This window comes from Rhizobium sp. CSW-27 (genome assembly GCF_018760785.1).
Lineage (GTDB): Bacteria > Pseudomonadota > Alphaproteobacteria > Rhizobiales > Rhizobiaceae > Neorhizobium.
The window spans coordinates 1-14,863 of sequence record NZ_JAHHZO010000017.1 but is presented as its reverse complement, the minus strand read 5'-3'; the positions used below and the strand labels follow the sequence as shown (position 1 = coordinate 14,863).

13 protein-coding genes are annotated in these 14,863 nt (G+C 64.9%); 6 read left to right on the top strand and 7 right to left on the bottom strand.

The annotated features are described in order from the left end of the window. Position 1: 1 nt before the first annotated feature. Entirely contained in the window at positions 2 to 598 is a 597-nt protein-coding gene (hisB, locus tag KLP42_RS22915) for an imidazoleglycerol-phosphate dehydratase HisB (RefSeq protein ID WP_215569876.1), read from the bottom strand. A gap of 206 nt (positions 599 to 804) precedes the next feature. Here hisB and hslV point away from each other — a divergent pair, with 206 nt between their 5' ends. The 5 genes from hslV (at position 805) to KLP42_RS22890 (ending at position 7,686) form a co-directional block, all read left to right on the top strand. Further along, a complete protein-coding gene (gene hslV, locus KLP42_RS22910) occupies positions 805 to 1,329 on the top strand; it encodes an ATP-dependent protease subunit HslV (protein ID WP_215569872.1) in 525 nt (174 codons plus the stop codon). Positions 1,330 to 1,403: 74 nt separating this feature from the next. Then, a complete protein-coding gene (gene hslU / locus KLP42_RS22905) occupies positions 1,404 to 2,711 on the top strand; it encodes an ATP-dependent protease ATPase subunit HslU (protein ID WP_215569870.1) in 1,308 nt (435 codons plus the stop codon). 213 nt (positions 2,712 to 2,924) lie between these two features. Beyond that, on the top strand, positions 2,925 to 3,872 hold the full coding sequence (locus tag KLP42_RS22900; protein WP_502941342.1) for a DUF1402 family protein: 948 nt from the start codon (positions 2,925 to 2,927) through the stop codon (positions 3,870 to 3,872). Between the two features lie 40 nt (positions 3,873 to 3,912). Beyond that, positions 3,913 to 5,319, top strand: coding sequence for a cytochrome P450 (locus KLP42_RS22895; RefSeq protein WP_215569868.1), 1,407 nt, complete (start codon positions 3,913 to 3,915; stop codon positions 5,317 to 5,319). 195 nt (positions 5,320 to 5,514) lie between these two features. Then, positions 5,515 to 7,686: a malate synthase G gene (locus KLP42_RS22890; RefSeq protein ID WP_215569866.1), complete on the top strand. Its 2,172-nt coding sequence runs from the start codon at positions 5,515 to 5,517 to the stop codon at positions 7,684 to 7,686. A 205-nt stretch (positions 7,687 to 7,891) separates the two neighbouring features. Here KLP42_RS22890 and KLP42_RS22885 read toward each other — a convergent pair whose 3' ends face one another. Beyond that, entirely contained in the window at positions 7,892 to 8,575 is a 684-nt protein-coding gene (locus tag KLP42_RS22885) for a L,D-transpeptidase (RefSeq protein WP_215569864.1), read from the bottom strand. 183 nt (positions 8,576 to 8,758) lie between these two features. Here KLP42_RS22885 and KLP42_RS22880 point away from each other — a divergent pair, with 183 nt between their 5' ends. Then, positions 8,759 to 9,247 (top strand): MmcB family DNA repair protein, encoded by a 489-nt coding sequence (locus tag KLP42_RS22880; RefSeq protein ID WP_215569862.1) that lies wholly within the window; start codon positions 8,759 to 8,761, stop codon positions 9,245 to 9,247. 3 nt (positions 9,248 to 9,250) lie between these two features. On the opposite strand, the gene KLP42_RS22875 is transcribed toward KLP42_RS22880, so the two are convergent. The 5 genes from KLP42_RS22875 to KLP42_RS22855 all read right to left on the bottom strand — a co-directional run. After that, complete coding sequence (locus KLP42_RS22875; RefSeq protein ID WP_215569860.1) at positions 9,251 to 9,820, bottom strand: ActR/PrrA/RegA family redox response regulator transcription factor; 570 nt, start codon at positions 9,818 to 9,820, stop codon at positions 9,251 to 9,253. 76 nt (positions 9,821 to 9,896) lie between these two features. Further along, entirely contained in the window at positions 9,897 to 11,201 is a 1,305-nt protein-coding gene (locus tag KLP42_RS22870) for an ActS/PrrB/RegB family redox-sensitive histidine kinase (RefSeq protein WP_215569858.1), read from the bottom strand. Between the two features lie 13 nt (positions 11,202 to 11,214). After that, on the bottom strand, positions 11,215 to 13,674 hold the full coding sequence (hrpB, locus tag KLP42_RS22865) for an ATP-dependent helicase HrpB (protein ID WP_502941341.1): 2,460 nt from the start codon (positions 13,672 to 13,674) through the stop codon (positions 11,215 to 11,217). Positions 13,675 to 13,679: 5 nt separating this feature from the next. After that, positions 13,680 to 14,636 carry a bifunctional Delta(1)-pyrroline-2-carboxylate/Delta(1)-piperideine-2-carboxylate reductase gene (gene lhpI / locus KLP42_RS22860; protein ID WP_215570032.1) on the bottom strand — a complete coding sequence of 319 codons (957 nt, stop codon included), beginning with the start codon at positions 14,634 to 14,636 and terminating at the stop codon, positions 13,680 to 13,682. Next, positions 14,620 to 14,863 (bottom strand): hypothetical protein (locus KLP42_RS22855; protein ID WP_215569854.1); only part of this gene is annotated, 244 nt, incomplete at its 5' end. The genes lhpI and KLP42_RS22855, both read right to left, overlap by 17 nt.

The following is a 14,863-nucleotide window of genomic DNA, read 5'->3' as shown; positions in this document are numbered from 1 at the left end:
GTCAGACCAGCGTGCCCTTGGTGGAGGGAACGCGGCCCGCCTGGCGCGGATCGATCTCGGTGGCCGTTCTCAGCACGCGGGCAACCGCCTTGAAACAGGTTTCCGCGATGTGGTGATTGTTGGCGCCGTAATGGTTCATCACATGCAGCGTGATGCCGGCATTCTGCGCGAGTGCCTGGAAAAATTCCCGCACCAGTTCCGTATCGAAGGTGCCGATCTTCGGCGCGCTGAAGGTGACGTTCCAGACGAGGAAGGGCCGGCCGGACAGATCCACGGCGGCCTTCGTCATCGTCTCGTCCATGGCCAGATCGAGCGAGGCGTAGCGGGTAATGCCGCGACGGTCGCCCAGCGCCTTGGAAATCGCCTGACCGATCGCAATCCCGGTATCTTCCACCGAGTGATGGTCGTCAATATGCAGGTCGCCCTTGCAGTCGATCTCCATGTCGATGAGCGAATGTCGCGACAGCTGCTCCAGCATATGGTCGAAAAAACCGATGCCCGTCTCGATCTTCGAGGCTCCGGTTCCGTCCAGATTGACGGTGACGGAAATCGAAGTCTCGTTCGTCTTGCGCGAAACGGAAGCGCGGCGCTCGCTCATCTTGTCCACCGGATGCTGAAGCCTTGATATGATCTGCGCTGCTTATCAGCCACGCCGCTGCGGTGCAAACGATTCCGCGCGATCAACCGGTTGCCGGCAAAGGAAGACGAGGATTTGCAATCGTCAAAGCACCACTTACATGTGCCCCAACAGCCGGAATGGACCGGCACGAAAGAGGCCCCGCATATGGGCCGACAGGTGTGAGTATGACGACAATCATTACCGTACGGAAAGGCGGAAAGGTCATCATGGCCGGTGACGGTCAGGTGAGCCTTGGCCAGACCGTGATGAAGGGCAATGCGCGCAAGGTGCGCCGGATCGGCAAGGGCGAGGTGATCGCCGGTTTTGCCGGGGCGACCGCGGATGCCTTCACCCTTCTCGATCGACTGGAAAAGAAGCTGGAACAGTATCCCGGCCAGCTGATGCGCGCCGCCGTCGAGCTTGCCAAGGACTGGCGGACCGACAAGTATCTGCGCAATCTGGAAGCCATGATGCTGGTGGCCGACAAGACCGTGACGCTCGCCGTCACCGGCAATGGCGATGTTCTGGAACCGGAACATGGCACGATCGCCATCGGTTCGGGTGGCAACTTCGCCTATGCGGCGGCGCGCGCCATGATGGATTCGGACAAGTCTGCCGAAGAGATCGCTCGTCGCGCGCTCGATATCGCGGCCGACATCTGCGTCTACACCAACCACAATCTCGTGGTCGAAACACTCGACGCCGAATAATCAATGTCCAAGCAACGGGTCCTGCCGCCGGGCTTGATGAGCCGGCCGCAAGGTGACGCCGAAGAGGTTTACACATGACGACTTTTTCCCCCCGCGAGATCGTCTCGGAACTGGACCGCTACATCATCGGCCAGCATGACGCCAAACGCGCCGTTGCGATCGCGCTTCGCAACCGCTGGCGCCGCCAGCAGCTGGATGAGAGCCTGCGCGACGAGGTGATGCCGAAGAACATCCTGATGATCGGCCCGACCGGTGTCGGCAAGACGGAGATTTCCCGCCGCCTCGCCAAGCTCGCCGGTGCGCCGTTCATCAAGGTGGAAGCCACCAAGTTCACCGAGGTCGGTTATGTCGGCCGCGACGTTGAACAGATCATCCGCGATCTGGTCGAGATCGGCATCGGCCTGGTGCGCGAGAAGAAGCGGGCCGAAGTGCAGGCCAAGGCGCATCAGAGCGCGGAAGAGCGCGTGCTGGATGCGCTGGTCGGCTCCACCGCCTCACCCGCCACCCGTGAAACCTTCCGCAAGAAGCTGCGCAATGGCGAACTGGACGACAAGGAAATCGAGGTCGAGGTGGCCGACAGCGGTTCCGGCATGCCCGGTTTCGAAATCCCCGGGATGCCCGGCGCCAATATCGGCGTGCTGAACCTCTCGGAAATGTTTGGCAAGGCCATGGGCGGCCGCACGAAGAAGATCCGCACCACCGTTGCCAAATCCTACGGAGAACTGATCCGCGACGAGTCTGACAAGCTGATCGACAACGAGGTCATCCAGCGCGAGGCGGTGCGCTCCGTCGAAAACGACGGCATCGTTTTCCTCGACGAAATCGACAAGATCGCCGCGCGTGACGGCGGCCTCGGTGCCGGCGTCTCCCGCGAGGGCGTGCAGCGCGATCTTCTGCCGCTGGTGGAGGGAACGACGGTGTCGACCAAATACGGGCCGGTGAAGACGGACCATATCCTCTTCATCGCGTCGGGCGCCTTCCACGTGGCAAAGCCGTCCGATCTTCTGCCGGAACTGCAGGGCCGCCTGCCGATCCGCGTTGAGCTGAAGCCTCTGTCGAAGGAGGATTTCCGCCGCATTCTGACGGAAACAGAGGCAAGTCTCATCCGTCAGTACAGGGCGCTGATGGAGACCGAGCAACTGGCGCTGGACTTCACGGAGGATGCGATCGATGCGCTCGCCGATGTCGCCGTGCATCTCAACTCCTCGGTCGAGAATATCGGCGCGCGGCGTCTGCAGACGGTGATGGAACGGGTGCTGGACGAGATCTCGTTCAACGCGCCGGATCGTTCCGGTACCGCGGTTCTGATCGATGCGGCTTACGTGCGCGAGCATGTGGGCGACATCGCCGCCGATACGGACCTCTCCCGCTACATCCTGTGACGGGAGCAGGAGTGGAGGCGGCGTGGCAAGCGGGCAACGGCGCCCGATCCTCTCCCGACCATGACGGGAAATTGAAAGGCGCGGGCTCGACTCCGCGCCTTGTTTTTCAGTAAGGCAGCACGCAACATGAGCAAGATGCAATGTGCGTGCGTGATTCGTCGGCGCTTGCTGGGTCAGGATGGCCAGCTCATCGATATCCTGGGATGCTCAATCTTGCGACGGTTCCTGCTCGCCCTGTTGTTGATGTTTGCCTGGAGCGCCCCCCACGCGCTGGCGGGCGGTCTGATCGTCGTGCCGCCGGGCAACCGCAACGTCGAGCAGCCGAAGGTGCCCGGTGCCTCGATCCGCCGCACGAAGGCGGGCCGCACCACCTTCGACGACAAATACGACAAGATCATCGAGCTTTTGTCCGACAGTCCCGCGCTGATCGGCAAGATCAAGCAGACGGCCCGGCAATACGATATCGACCCGATCCACATCATCGGCGCCATCGTCGGCGAACATACCTATAACGTGGATGCCTATGATCGCCTGCAATCCTATTACGTGAAGGCGGCGGCCTATGCGGGCGACAGTTTCCGCTTCGGCTACAAGGACGAAACGATCAGCGCCTTCGTCGCCCGCCCGCAATTTTCCGCCTGCAGCGAGTACGAGGATTCCTATCGCCTGTGGAGCTGCCGCGAGGCGGTGTGGGAGCGGGTGTTCCGCGGCAAGACGGTTGATGGCGTCAGCTATCCCGACAACCGGTTCAGCGCGGTCTTCTTCCAGCCCTTCTTTGCGGGCCAGACCTTCGGGCTCGGCCAGATCAACCCGCTGACCGCGCTGATGCAGTCGGATCTCGTGGCACGCCGCTCCGGCTATCCGAAGCTGGATGCCTCCGATGCCCGCGGCGTCTATGCCGCGATCATGGATCCTGACAAGTCGCTCGCCTATGTGGCGGCGACGATCCGCCGTGCGATCGACGATTATGCGCAGATCGCCGACATGGACATTTCCGGCAATCCCGGCATCACCGCCACACTCTACAATGTCGGCAATTCCGCCCAGCGCGCCGCCGCGCTTGCCGCCCGCAACAGGTCCGGCGGTCTCAGCTGGCCGGAGGAAAATTATTACGGCTGGCTCGTCAACGACAAGCTCGCGCAATTGAAATCCCTGCTCTGAGGCATGATATTCGGGTCTCCTCATCACAGGAGAGCGGATCATGGATAGCCGTCCGGAACCTTTCGAGCCGCCCGCGCCCATTCCGCGCACGGTACCGCCGGGTCGGCTGGAGATCATCCGCACGGTGTTCCGCAACCCGCTGGAACTGTGGGGCGAGCCCTCCTACACGCTGCCCTGGATCGAGACGCAGTTCTTCTCCGAACGTACGCTGATCGTCAACGAGCCGGGCCTCATCCGCCATGTGCTGGTGGACAATGCCGCCAATTACCAGATGTCGGAGATCCGCCAGCTCATCCTGCGGCCGATCCTGCGCGACGGTCTGCTGACGGCGGAGGGGCCGGTGTGGAAGCGCTCGCGCAAGGCGATGGCTCCGGTCTTCACGCCGCGCCATGCCCGCGGCTTTGCCGGCAAGATGCTGGCGCAGGCCGAACGCTATGCGCAGAAATATGCCGAGATCGGCCCTGAGGGACGCGTCGAGGACATTGCGGTCGACATGACCGAGCTTGCCTTCGCCATTCTCTCCGAAACGCTGTTTTCCGGCGACATCGTCACCGAAAGCGACAAGTTTTCCGACGACGTTGACAATCTCCTGCATCGCATGGGGCGTGTCGATCCGATGGACCTGCTTCGCGCGCCGCCCTGGGTGCCGCGGCTGACCCGCATCGGCGGAGCAAAGGTGCTGGGGAAGTTCCGCGAGATCGTGCGGCGCACCATGGAAAAGCGCAGGGCCATGATGCGTGCCGACCGGGCGACGACGCCCGACGATTTCCTCACCCTGCTTCTGGAACTCGACGGCCCCGACGGGCTGACGCTGGACGAGATCGAGGACAATATCCTGACCTTCATCGGCGCGGGCCACGAGACCACCGCCCGGGCGCTCGCTTGGACGCTCTACTGTGTCTCCCATTCGCCGCATGTGCGCCAGGCGATGGAGGAGGAGATCGACCGGGTGCTGGCAACCGGTGCCGAGCCCGTCGACTGGCTGGACCTGATGCCTTATGTGCGGGCCGCCTTCGAGGAGGGGATGCGGCTCTATCCGCCGGCGCCTTCCATCAACCGCGCCGCGATCCGGGATGACAGCTGGACGGCACCGGACGGCAGGGTGGTGACGATCCGTGCCGGCACGACGATCCTCGTGATGCCCTGGACGCTGCACCGCCACGCCCTCTACTGGGACAGGCCGCGCGCCTTCATGCCGGAGCGCTTCCTGCCGGACCATCGCGGCAGGATCCACCGCTTCCAGTATCTGCCCTTCGGGGCCGGCCCGCGTGTCTGCATCGGCGCTACCTTTGCCATGCAGGAGGCGGTCATCGCGCTGGCCGTGCTGATGTCGCGCTGTCGCTTCGAGGCGCTTCCGGGCGTGGAGCCGTGGCCGGTGCAGAAGCTGACCACCCAGCCGCGCGACGGGCTTTCGATGCGTGTCGTGCCGCGTCTGCCGGGCGCATGAGCAATCTGGCGCCGGTCGCCGTCCTCCACCCTTCGACGGGGCGAGGGACGAACTGCCCCATGCTGCGCCCGATGCATGGGGCGGATCTGCCCTGTTCTTGCGACAGGCGAACCGCCATCCCACCAAGGCTGCATTGACTAAGCCCTCCCGGCGCGCGAAGAACCAGAGACATCATGCAGAACAACGGAGGATCGGATGAGCCGCATCGAAAGACAGGGTCTGGCTGTAGACGAGGCGCTGCACGCCTTTCTGGTGAACGAGGCGCTGCCGGGTTCGGGCATCGAGGCCGATGCCTTCTTCGCCGCGCTGTCCGCCCTGGTCCATGATCTGGCGCCGAAGAACCGCGATCTCCTGGCACGGCGCGATGCGCTGCAGGAGCAGCTGGACGAGTGGTACCGCAAGAACGGCGCGCCCGGTGATGGCGTGGCCTACGAAGCCTTCCTGCGCCAGATCGGCTACCTGCTGCCGGAAGGCCCGGATTTCCAGGTGAGCACCGGAAATGTCGATCCGGAGATCGCCGAGATTGCCGGGCCGCAGCTCGTCGTGCCGGTGATGAATGCACGCTATGCCTTGAACGCCGCCAATGCCCGATGGGGCTCGCTCTATGATGCGCTCTACGGCACGGATGCGATTGCCGAGACCGATGGTGCCGAAAAGGGTGCCGGCTACAATCCGGTGCGTGGCGCGCGCGTCATCGCCTGGGTGCGCGGCTTCCTCGATCAGTCGGTGCCGCTGTCCGGTGCGGCATGGTCGGAGGTGACCGGGCTTGGGGTCGATGGTACAGCGCTCGTCGTCAAGGCGGGGGACAGGACGGCTGCGCTTGCCGATCCGGCCCAGTTTGCCGGCTATCGCGGTCCGGCCGACCAGCCGACCCATGTGCTTCTGGTGAAGAACCGCCTGCATGTGGAAATCCGCATCGATGCCTCCACCGCGATCGGCAGGGACGATCCGGCGCATATTTCCGATGTCTGGCTCGAATCGGCGATCACCACCATCATGGACTGCGAGGATTCGGTCGCAGCGGTGGATGCCGAAGACAAGGTCGTGGTCTATCGCAACTGGCTCGGACTGATGCAGGGCGACCTGACGGAAGAGGTCGAAAAGGGCGGCAGGACGTTTACCCGCGCGCTCAATGCGGATCGCACCTATACCGCCCCGGACGGCTCGACCCTCGTGGTGCCCGGCCGGTCGCTGATGCTGGTGCGCAATGTCGGCCACCTGATGACCAACCCGGCCATCCTCGATCGCGACGGGCGTGAGGTGCCGGAAGGGCTGATGGATGCCATGGTCACCGCGCTGATTGCGCTGCGCGACATCGGCCCGAACGGACGGCGACAGAATTCCCGCGCCGGCTCAATGTATGTGGTGAAGCCGAAGATGCACGGCCCCGACGAGGTGGCCTTTGCCTGCGAGATCTTCACCCGCGTCGAACAGGCGCTCGGCATGCCGGCCAACACGATCAAGATGGGCATCATGGACGAGGAGCGCCGCACGACGGTGAACCTTAAGGAATGCATCCGCCAGGCGCGCGAACGCGTCGTCTTCATCAATACCGGTTTCCTCGACCGCACCGGCGACGAGATCCATACCTCGATGGAAGCGGGCCCGATGATCCGCAAGGGCGACATGAAGCAGGCCGCCTGGATCGCCGCCTATGAAAACTGGAATGTCGATATCGGCCTCGCCTGCGGCCTGTCCGGCCGCGCCCAGATCGGCAAGGGCATGTGGGCCATGCCGGACCTGATGGCCGCCATGCTGGAGCAGAAGATCGCCCATCCGAAGGCCGGTGCCAACACGGCCTGGGTTCCCTCGCCGACGGCCGCGACGCTGCATGCCACCCATTATCACCGCGTCAACGTGGCGGAGGTGCAGGCCGGCCTGAAGTCGCGGGCCCGCGCCAGGCTCTCCGACATCCTCTCGGTGCCGGTCACCTCGCGGCCGAACTGGACGCCGGAGGAGGTGCAGCGCGAGCTGGACAACAATGCCCAGGGCATTCTCGGCTATGTCGTGCGCTGGATCGACCAGGGCGTTGGCTGTTCCAAGGTGCCGGACATCAACAATGTCGGCCTGATGGAGGATCGCGCGACGCTGCGCATTTCCGCGCAGCACATGGCCAACTGGCTGCATCACGGTCTCGTCACCGAAGCGCAGGTGGTGGAGACCATGCAGCGCATGGCCGCCGTGGTGGATCGGCAGAATGCCGGCGACCCGCTCTACCAGCCGATGGCCGGCCGCTTCGACGAATCGGTGGCGTTCCAGGCCGCGCTCGATCTGGTGCTGAAGGGCCGCGAGCAGCCGAACGGTTATACGGAGCCGGTGCTGCATCGGCGACGGATCGAGGCCAAGGCGAAGGCGAAGCTCGCCTGAGGACGAAAGGCGGCAGGCAGAACGGTTGCCGCCGCCCCGCCACCGCGAGGTGCCTGCTTGTCACGTCGTCGTCATGGCGACGACCCGCAGGAAGGCGACGTCTCCTTGCCGGCATGCCCTGCAGGCGGAGCCGCCAGACGCGAGACGCAAAAAAAACGGCGCGGGTGACGCGCCGTTTTTCGTTGATGGAAGTGGCAGTCGATCCTTACTGGATCACGACAACCTTGGTTTCGCGGCCGGGACGCACGCGATTGTAGAGATCGATCACGTCCTGGTTCATCAGGCGGATGCAGCCCGAGGAGGCTGCAGTGCCGATGGAGGCCCATTCCGGCGTGCCGTGCAGGCGAAACAGCGTGTCCTGGCCCTTTTCGTTGAACAGATACATGGCGCGTGCGCCAAGCGGATTGCTGAGGCCCGGGCCCATGCCGTCCTCGACATAGCGGGCGATGTCGGGCTTGCGCACCGCCATTTCCTTCGGGGGATGCCAGGTCGGCCATTCCTGCTTCCAGGCGACATAGGCTTCACCCGACCAGGCAAAACCCTGCTTGCCGACGCCGATCCCGTAGCGCACCGCCTTGCCGTCCGGCAGGATGTAATAGAGGAAGCGTTCCTGCGTGTTGACGATGATCGTGCCCGGACGTTCCTTGGTATCGAAATCGACGATCTGCCGGTGGAACTTCTTGTCGAGACGGCTGACCGGGATCGCCGGCAGCGGGTATCCGGCATCGGTCACCGGGCCGTACGCATCGGAGAAGATCGCATTCGTCTGCGTCTTCACGGGTGCGGCAGCCGCCACGGGCACGGCCTTGGTTTCGGAAGTCGTCGAGCAGCCGGCCAGGGCGAGCATCGCCATCAGGCCGGATGCAATCATGCAGGTGCGAATGCGCATGGAAAAGTCTCGTGGGATAGGGGTGGGAGCAAAGATGCTGTCATCCATCTTTTGATGGATGGGTTATTTTCCATTAGAAGAGGGTTGGCAAGGCGGGCGCGGGTGCCAAACGGGTGCGTTGCGACAAATGAAAAATTCATTGCCTTTTTGCAACATGCGCACGCAGCGAGAGCGGACGAACCCATGACACTTGTTCAGATTGGCCCTAACAACCCGTTAATCGACGGCCGCCAGTCGAACCGCGCGCTGATGGTGCGCCGCGGCGTGCAGGTGCTGATGAACGAGATGCGCCACGCGGTGATTGCCGAGATGACGCTCGCCAACGGGCGTCGCGCCGACCTGATCACGCTGAATGCAAAGGGCGAGATCTGGATCATCGAGATCAAGACCTCCGTCGAGGACTTCAGGACGGACCGCAAATGGCCCGACTATCGCGATTTCTGCGACCGCCTGTTCTTTGCCACCCACCGGGATGTGCCGGCCGATATCTTTCCGGCGGACTGCGGTCTCATCCTGTCTGATGGCTATGGCGCGCATCTGCTGCGCGAAGCGCCCGAGCATCGCCTGGCGCCGGCGGCGCGCAAGGCGGTCACCCTGCAGTTCGCCCGTCTTGCCGCCCAGCGGCTGCTGTCAGCCGAATGGGCGACGGGCAAGACCTTCGAGGAAGGCTGACGCCTATTTCGGCGCGCGCTTTGCGAGGATGCGCTGCAGGGTGCGGCGATGCATGTTCAGCCGGCGCGCGGTTTCCGAGACATTGCGTTCGCACATTTCGTAGACCCGCTGGATATGCTCCCAGCGCACCCGGTCGGCCGACATCGGATTTTCCGGTACATCCGCCTTTTCGCCCGGCCGCTGGGTCAGCGCGGCGAACACGTCGTCGGCATCGGCCGGCTTCGACAGATAGTCGACGGCGCCAAGCTTCACGGCGGTAACCGCTGTCGCGATATTGCCATAGCCGGTCAGCACGATGACGCGGGTGTCCTCCCGCCGCTGGCGGATCGCCTCGATCACGTCGAGACCGTTGCCGTCGCCGAGCCTCAGATCCACCACCGCATATTTCGGCGGCCGCGCCTTTGATTTCGCGATGCCCTCGGCGACCGATTCGGCCATGTCCACCTGGAAGCCGCGGCTTTCCATGGCGCGCGCCAGGCGGCGCAGGAAGGGTGCGTCGTCATCGACGATCAGAAGGCTGGCATCGGGTCCAAGCAGGTCCGGAGTGTTCGCATCGATCTTTTCTGCCGTCATTGTCCTGTCTCCACCGGGCTTTGTTCTTCTGTCTCTACGATGCGGCGGGCGCATCGGGTCAGCCCATCGATCCTGCTCATGCCTTCATCTCCATGACCGCGCGCGGCCAGACGATCCGCACGCGGGCACCTTCACCATCCGGCCCGCGATTGGAGAACGTCAGGGTCGCCCCGGATCGTTCCAGCAGGGTCTTGGCGATGAACAGTCCAAGCCCCAGGCCTCCGGCGCGCTCGTCCTCGCGACTGCGGGTCGACATGTATGGTTCTCCGATATGGGTTAACACATCGGGTGCGAAGCCGATGCCGTCATCTTCGATGGTGATGGCGACCTTATCCGCATCGTGCTCCACCGTCACGATCACCTTTTGCCGCGCAAAGTCCACCGCATTTTCGATCAGGTTGCCGAGGCCGTAGAGAATGCCGGCATTGCGCTGCCCGACCGGCTCGCCGTTGCGGCCGTTCGGCTCGACGAGATCGAGCGTGATGCCGAACTGCCGGTGCGGTGCCATGACTTCCTCGATCAGCGAGGAGAGCGGCAGGCGGCGCATGTGCTCCTCGTTTTCCGCCGAAAGCGAGGTCAGCCGTCGCAGAATGTCGCGGCAGCGTTCGCTCTGGCTTCGCAACAGCGCCACATCCTCGCCGAAGCGCTCGTCGCCGGCAAGCTCCCGCTCCATTTCCTTGGCCACGACGCTGATGGTGGCAAGCGGCGTTCCGAGTTCGTGGGCGGCAGCCGCCGCCAGCCCGTCCAGCTGCGACAGATGCTTCTCCCGCTCCAGCACCAGTTCGGTCGCCGCCAGAGCATCGGCCAGAAGCACCGCCTCCATCGACACCCGATAGGCATAGAAGGCGGCAAAGGACATCATCGACACGATGGCGCACCAGATGCCGAGCTGCATGACGGGATAGATGATCAGGATCTCGTCCGGATGCCAGGGCACCGGATAGGGCGAAATGGTGATCAGCGTGGTGCAGGCGATGGCAAACAGCAGCAGGAACAGCGAATGCCTGAGCGGCAGCGAGGCAAACGAGATGATCACCGGCACGCAGAGTAGCGGCGCGAACGGATTGGCCAGCCCGCCGGTGATGAACAGCAGCCCGCTCATCTGCAGCAGGTCGAAGCCGAGCAGCGAAAGCGCCGCCAGCGGCTTCAGCCTGTGCGTCGGTGGAAACCAGAGCGACAGCACCAGATTGACCAGCGCCAGCGCGGCAATCAGGATGGCCGTCTCCCCCACCGGCAGCGAGAAGCGCAAGACCAGCGCCACGAACAGTACCGTGATCGTCTGGCCCGCCACCGCCAGCCAGCGCAGCCAGACCAGTGTCTGCAGCCGCATGCTGCGATTGGCCCGCCCGAACTGGGCATGACGGATAGAGGGATTGTCCATGCGCTTGTCCCGCTCAGGTTCCGCGGGGCTTGGCGCGATGGGTGGGAGCTGCATTGGCGGGGTCCTCCGGCCAGGGATGTTTCGGATAGCGTCCGCGCATGTCGGCCCGCACGTCTTTCCACGAGCCCGCCCAGAAGCCCGGAAGGTCGCGCGTCGTCTGGATTGGCCGATGCGCCGGCGACGTCAACTCCAGAAGCAGGGGGAGGCGACCATCTGCCACGGCCGGATGACTCTTCAGACCGAAGAGTTCCTGCACGCGGATCGACAGCACCGGCTCCTCGCCGTCATAGCGGATCGGATGGCGCTGGCCGGTCGGCGCCTCGAAATGCGTCGGCGCCAGCCGGTTGATCTGAGTGCGCAGCGCATGCGGAACCAGCAGCCGCAGGCCCTCCGAAAGGCTTGCCGAATCGATCGTATCGAGGCTGGTGCGGCCGGTCTGGAAGGGCACGAACCATTCGTCGAGTCGCGCCAGCAGCGTTTCCTCGGAGACGTCCGGCCAGGGCGATCCGATCGTGCGGTAGAGGAAGCCCAGCCGTTCGCGCAACTGGTCGGCATCCTTCGAGAAGGGCAGGCGGCCAAGCCCCAGCTGCCTGATGCCATCGGCGAGCGCTTCCGCCGCCTGCTGGCCCGTCGGGCGAGGCAGCGGCGTCTCTTCCAGAATGAGTGCGCCGAGCCGCACCACCTTGCGTGCCCGCACCTGACCGCTTTGCCGGTCGAAATAGCCTTCCTCGCGCCGCTCGATCGCACTGGCCAGTTCGGTTTCCACGGTCGCGCGGTCGATCTCGGCGGCGGCAAGAATGCGGGCCTGGGCGGCCCGGCCGGTCAGATCGGCAATCACCAGCATGCGGGCGGCCGCCAGCCGTTCGGTCTCCGGCAGCTCCGCGCCGCGCCCGTTCGCCATCACGAAGCGACCGCGGGCGCCGCGCTGCAGGGCAATCCGGTCGGGGTAGGCATGCATCAGCAGCGCGCCCGCCTGGACCGGCTGGTCGCTCCTTTCGGCCTTCGGCAGGCTCTCCGCCAGGCGGCGGGCCAGCTGGCGGGCGGCGTCGGCCCGTTCGCCCCGCTCGTTGCGGAAGTTCCTCAGCCGATGGTCGAGATCGACGTCCGGGCCGCCCAGACCCTGTTCCGTCATCAGCACCGCCAGCTGGCAGGCGGCGAGCGCCTGCCCCTCTTCTGCGCCGGCAAGCGCCATGGCCGCCAGTCGGGGCGGCAGCGAAAGGCCGCGCATCAATCGGCCGCGCGGCGTCAGCCGGTGTTCGCCGTCGAGTGCGCCCATCATCACAAGCAGCTGCCGCGCCTCGGAAAGCGCCGGCGCCGGCGGCGGATCGAGGAAGGCGAGATCGGCCGGATCATGCACGCCCCAATGGGCGAGATCGAGCGCCAGCGCCGACAGATCGCTGGCCAGGATCTGCGGCGGCGTAAAGGCGGGTAGGGCGGCCGTCTGGCCGGAATGCCACAGGCGGATGGCGATGCCGGGCTCCGTGCGTCCGGCGCGTCCGGCGCGCTGGTCGGCAGAGGCGCGGGAGGTCCGCACCGTTTCCAGCCGCGTGATCCCCGTCGAGGGTTCGAAGACCGGCAGGCGCTGCAATCCGCTGTCGATGACGATGCGCACGCCGTCGATGGTAATCGAGGTTTCGGCGATCGAGGTTGCCAGCACCACCTTGCGCGTGCCGGCGGGGGCCGGCCGGATGGCCAGATCCTGTTCCTTCTGGGTCAGGTTGCCGTAAAGCGGCGTGATCATCGTGTCGGGCGGCAGGCGTCCGGCAAGCCGCTCGGCGGTGCGCAGGATCTCGCCTTGCCCGGGCAGGAAGGCAAGGATCGAACCGCTCTCCTGCCGATGCGCCGCAAGGATCGCCCGCGCCATGGCATCCTCGATCCGCTCGCCCGCCTCCCGTTCGCCATGGCGGATTTCCACCGGAAAGCTGCGACCCTCGCTCAGAATCACCGGCGGATCGCCGAGCAGCCGGGCGATGCGTTCCACATCCAGCGTCGCCGACATGACCAGCAGCCGAAGATCCTCCCGCAGGGCGCCCTGCGCATCGAGTGCCAGCGCCAGACCGAAGTCCGCATCGAGCGACCGCTCGTGAAATTCGTCGAACAGCACCGCCGAGATGCCGGAAAGCTCGGGATCCTCGAGAATCATCCGGGCAAACACGCCTTCAGTGACCACCTCGATGCGGGTTGCCGCCGAAATGCGGTTGTCGAGACGCATGCGATAGCCGACGGTCTGGCCAACCGTTTCGCCAAGCAGGCTTGCCATGCGGCTTGCCGCGGCACGGGCCGCCAGCCGCCGGGGCTCGAGCAGGATGATCCGGCCCGTGCACCATGGCTGCTGCAGCAGGAAGAGCGGCACCAGCGTCGTCTTGCCGGCGCCCGGCGGCGCAGACAGTACGGCGCGGTTGGCGCCGGTCAGCGCATCTCCGATCTGCGGCAGCACGTGGCTGACCGGCAGGACGGGCAGGTTGAAGGGCATGTCCGTCATCCGCCGGCCTTTGCCCGCTGCGCCGTTTCATAGGCGAGAATCGCGCCGGCCAGATCCTCCAGTGCCGCACCCACCGATTTGAACAGGGTGATCTCATCCGCCTGCCGGCGTCCCGGATGCCGTCCCGTCGTCAGATCGAACAGATCGGCATGGATGTCAGCGGTGGTGATCACGCCGGCGTCCAGCGGCTGCACCAGATCGCCACCCTCATGCAGGGCTCCCGCGCGGGTATCGACGAAAATCCGGGCGCGGCGCACCGCCTCGTCATCGCTTTCGCGCATGCGGGGCGTGAAGGCGCCGACCAGGTCGAGATGGGCACCCGGTTTCAGCCAGGCGCCGCGCACCAGGGGCTCGCTCGCCAGTGTTGCGCAGGAAATGATGTCGGCGTTCCGGCAGGCCGTTTCCAGGTCATCGACCGCCAGCGCATCGAAGCCTGCGCGTCTTGCTTCCTCGGCCGTCGCTTCCGCCTTGGCGCGGTCTCGCCCCCAGACGGAAATCTGTCGCAGTGGCCTGAGGGCCGCATGGGCGGCGATCAGGTTCAGCGACAGCCGGCCGGTGCCGACCATCAGCATGTGGCTGGCCTGCGGATGGCTGAGAAAACGGGCCGCCAGTGCCGAAGTGGCGGCCGTGCGCCGCGCCGTCAGCTCGCCGCCTTCGATCAGCGCCAGCATCTCGCCGGTCGTGCCGGATGACAAAAGGTAACGGCCGATGATCGTTGGCAGCGCGCGCCGGTGATTGTCCGGAAACAGGTTGAGGATCTTCACCCCGGCAAAGCCGCCCGGCTGCCAGGCCGGCATCAGCAGCATGGTCGCCGGGGCTTCGCCGGGCACCTCCATTGCGTGATGATGGCGCAGGGGCACTACGCACTCACCGGCAAACATCGCCTCCACCGCCCGGATCAGTTCCGGAAAGGGCAGGGCCTCGCGTGTCTCTCTTTCATCCAGAACCAGCATCGTCATCCCGCTTCGTCATCAAGTCGGGCTGCAGATTAACGGCGCGGCAAGCCTTCCGGAACGGGGCGCGAGAAAAATGACAGTTTTTTAAAAAACCGGATTGACGATATAGGATGGTATCCGTATAAGCCGTTTCACCAACGAGGGCGGCGGCGCTGCTGGCGACGGAGTTACTCGTTCTGGTGAAATTGTCGGATTGGTTGGCTTTTGCTGATTGGTTTGGTTGT

What these genes read in the sequence shown, in the direction of transcription:
- hisB (WP_215569876.1), bottom strand. Translation starts at nt 598, where the DNA reads ATGAGCGAGCGCCGCGCTTCCGTTTCGCGCAAGACGAACGAGACTTCG.
- hslV (WP_215569872.1), top strand. Translation starts at nt 805, where the DNA reads ATGACGACAATCATTACCGTACGGAAAGGCGGAAAGGTCATCATGGCC.
- hslU (WP_215569870.1), top strand. Translation starts at nt 1,404, where the DNA reads ATGACGACTTTTTCCCCCCGCGAGATCGTCTCGGAACTGGACCGCTAC.
- KLP42_RS22895 (WP_215569868.1), top strand. Translation starts at nt 3,913, where the DNA reads ATGGATAGCCGTCCGGAACCTTTCGAGCCGCCCGCGCCCATTCCGCGC.
- KLP42_RS22890 (WP_215569866.1), top strand. Translation starts at nt 5,515, where the DNA reads ATGAGCCGCATCGAAAGACAGGGTCTGGCTGTAGACGAGGCGCTGCAC.
- KLP42_RS22885 (WP_215569864.1), bottom strand. Translation starts at nt 8,575, where the DNA reads ATGCGCATTCGCACCTGCATGATTGCATCCGGCCTGATGGCGATGCTC.
- KLP42_RS22880 (WP_215569862.1), top strand. Translation starts at nt 8,759, where the DNA reads ATGACACTTGTTCAGATTGGCCCTAACAACCCGTTAATCGACGGCCGC.
- KLP42_RS22875 (WP_215569860.1), bottom strand. Translation starts at nt 9,820, where the DNA reads ATGACGGCAGAAAAGATCGATGCGAACACTCCGGACCTGCTTGGACCC.
- KLP42_RS22870 (WP_215569858.1), bottom strand. Translation starts at nt 11,201, where the DNA reads ATGGACAATCCCTCTATCCGTCATGCCCAGTTCGGGCGGGCCAATCGC.
- hrpB (WP_502941341.1), bottom strand. Translation starts at nt 13,674, where the DNA reads ATGCCCTTCAACCTGCCCGTCCTGCCGGTCAGCCACGTGCTGCCGCAG.
- lhpI (WP_215570032.1), bottom strand. Translation starts at nt 14,636, where the DNA reads ATGCTGGTTCTGGATGAAAGAGAGACACGCGAGGCCCTGCCCTTTCCG.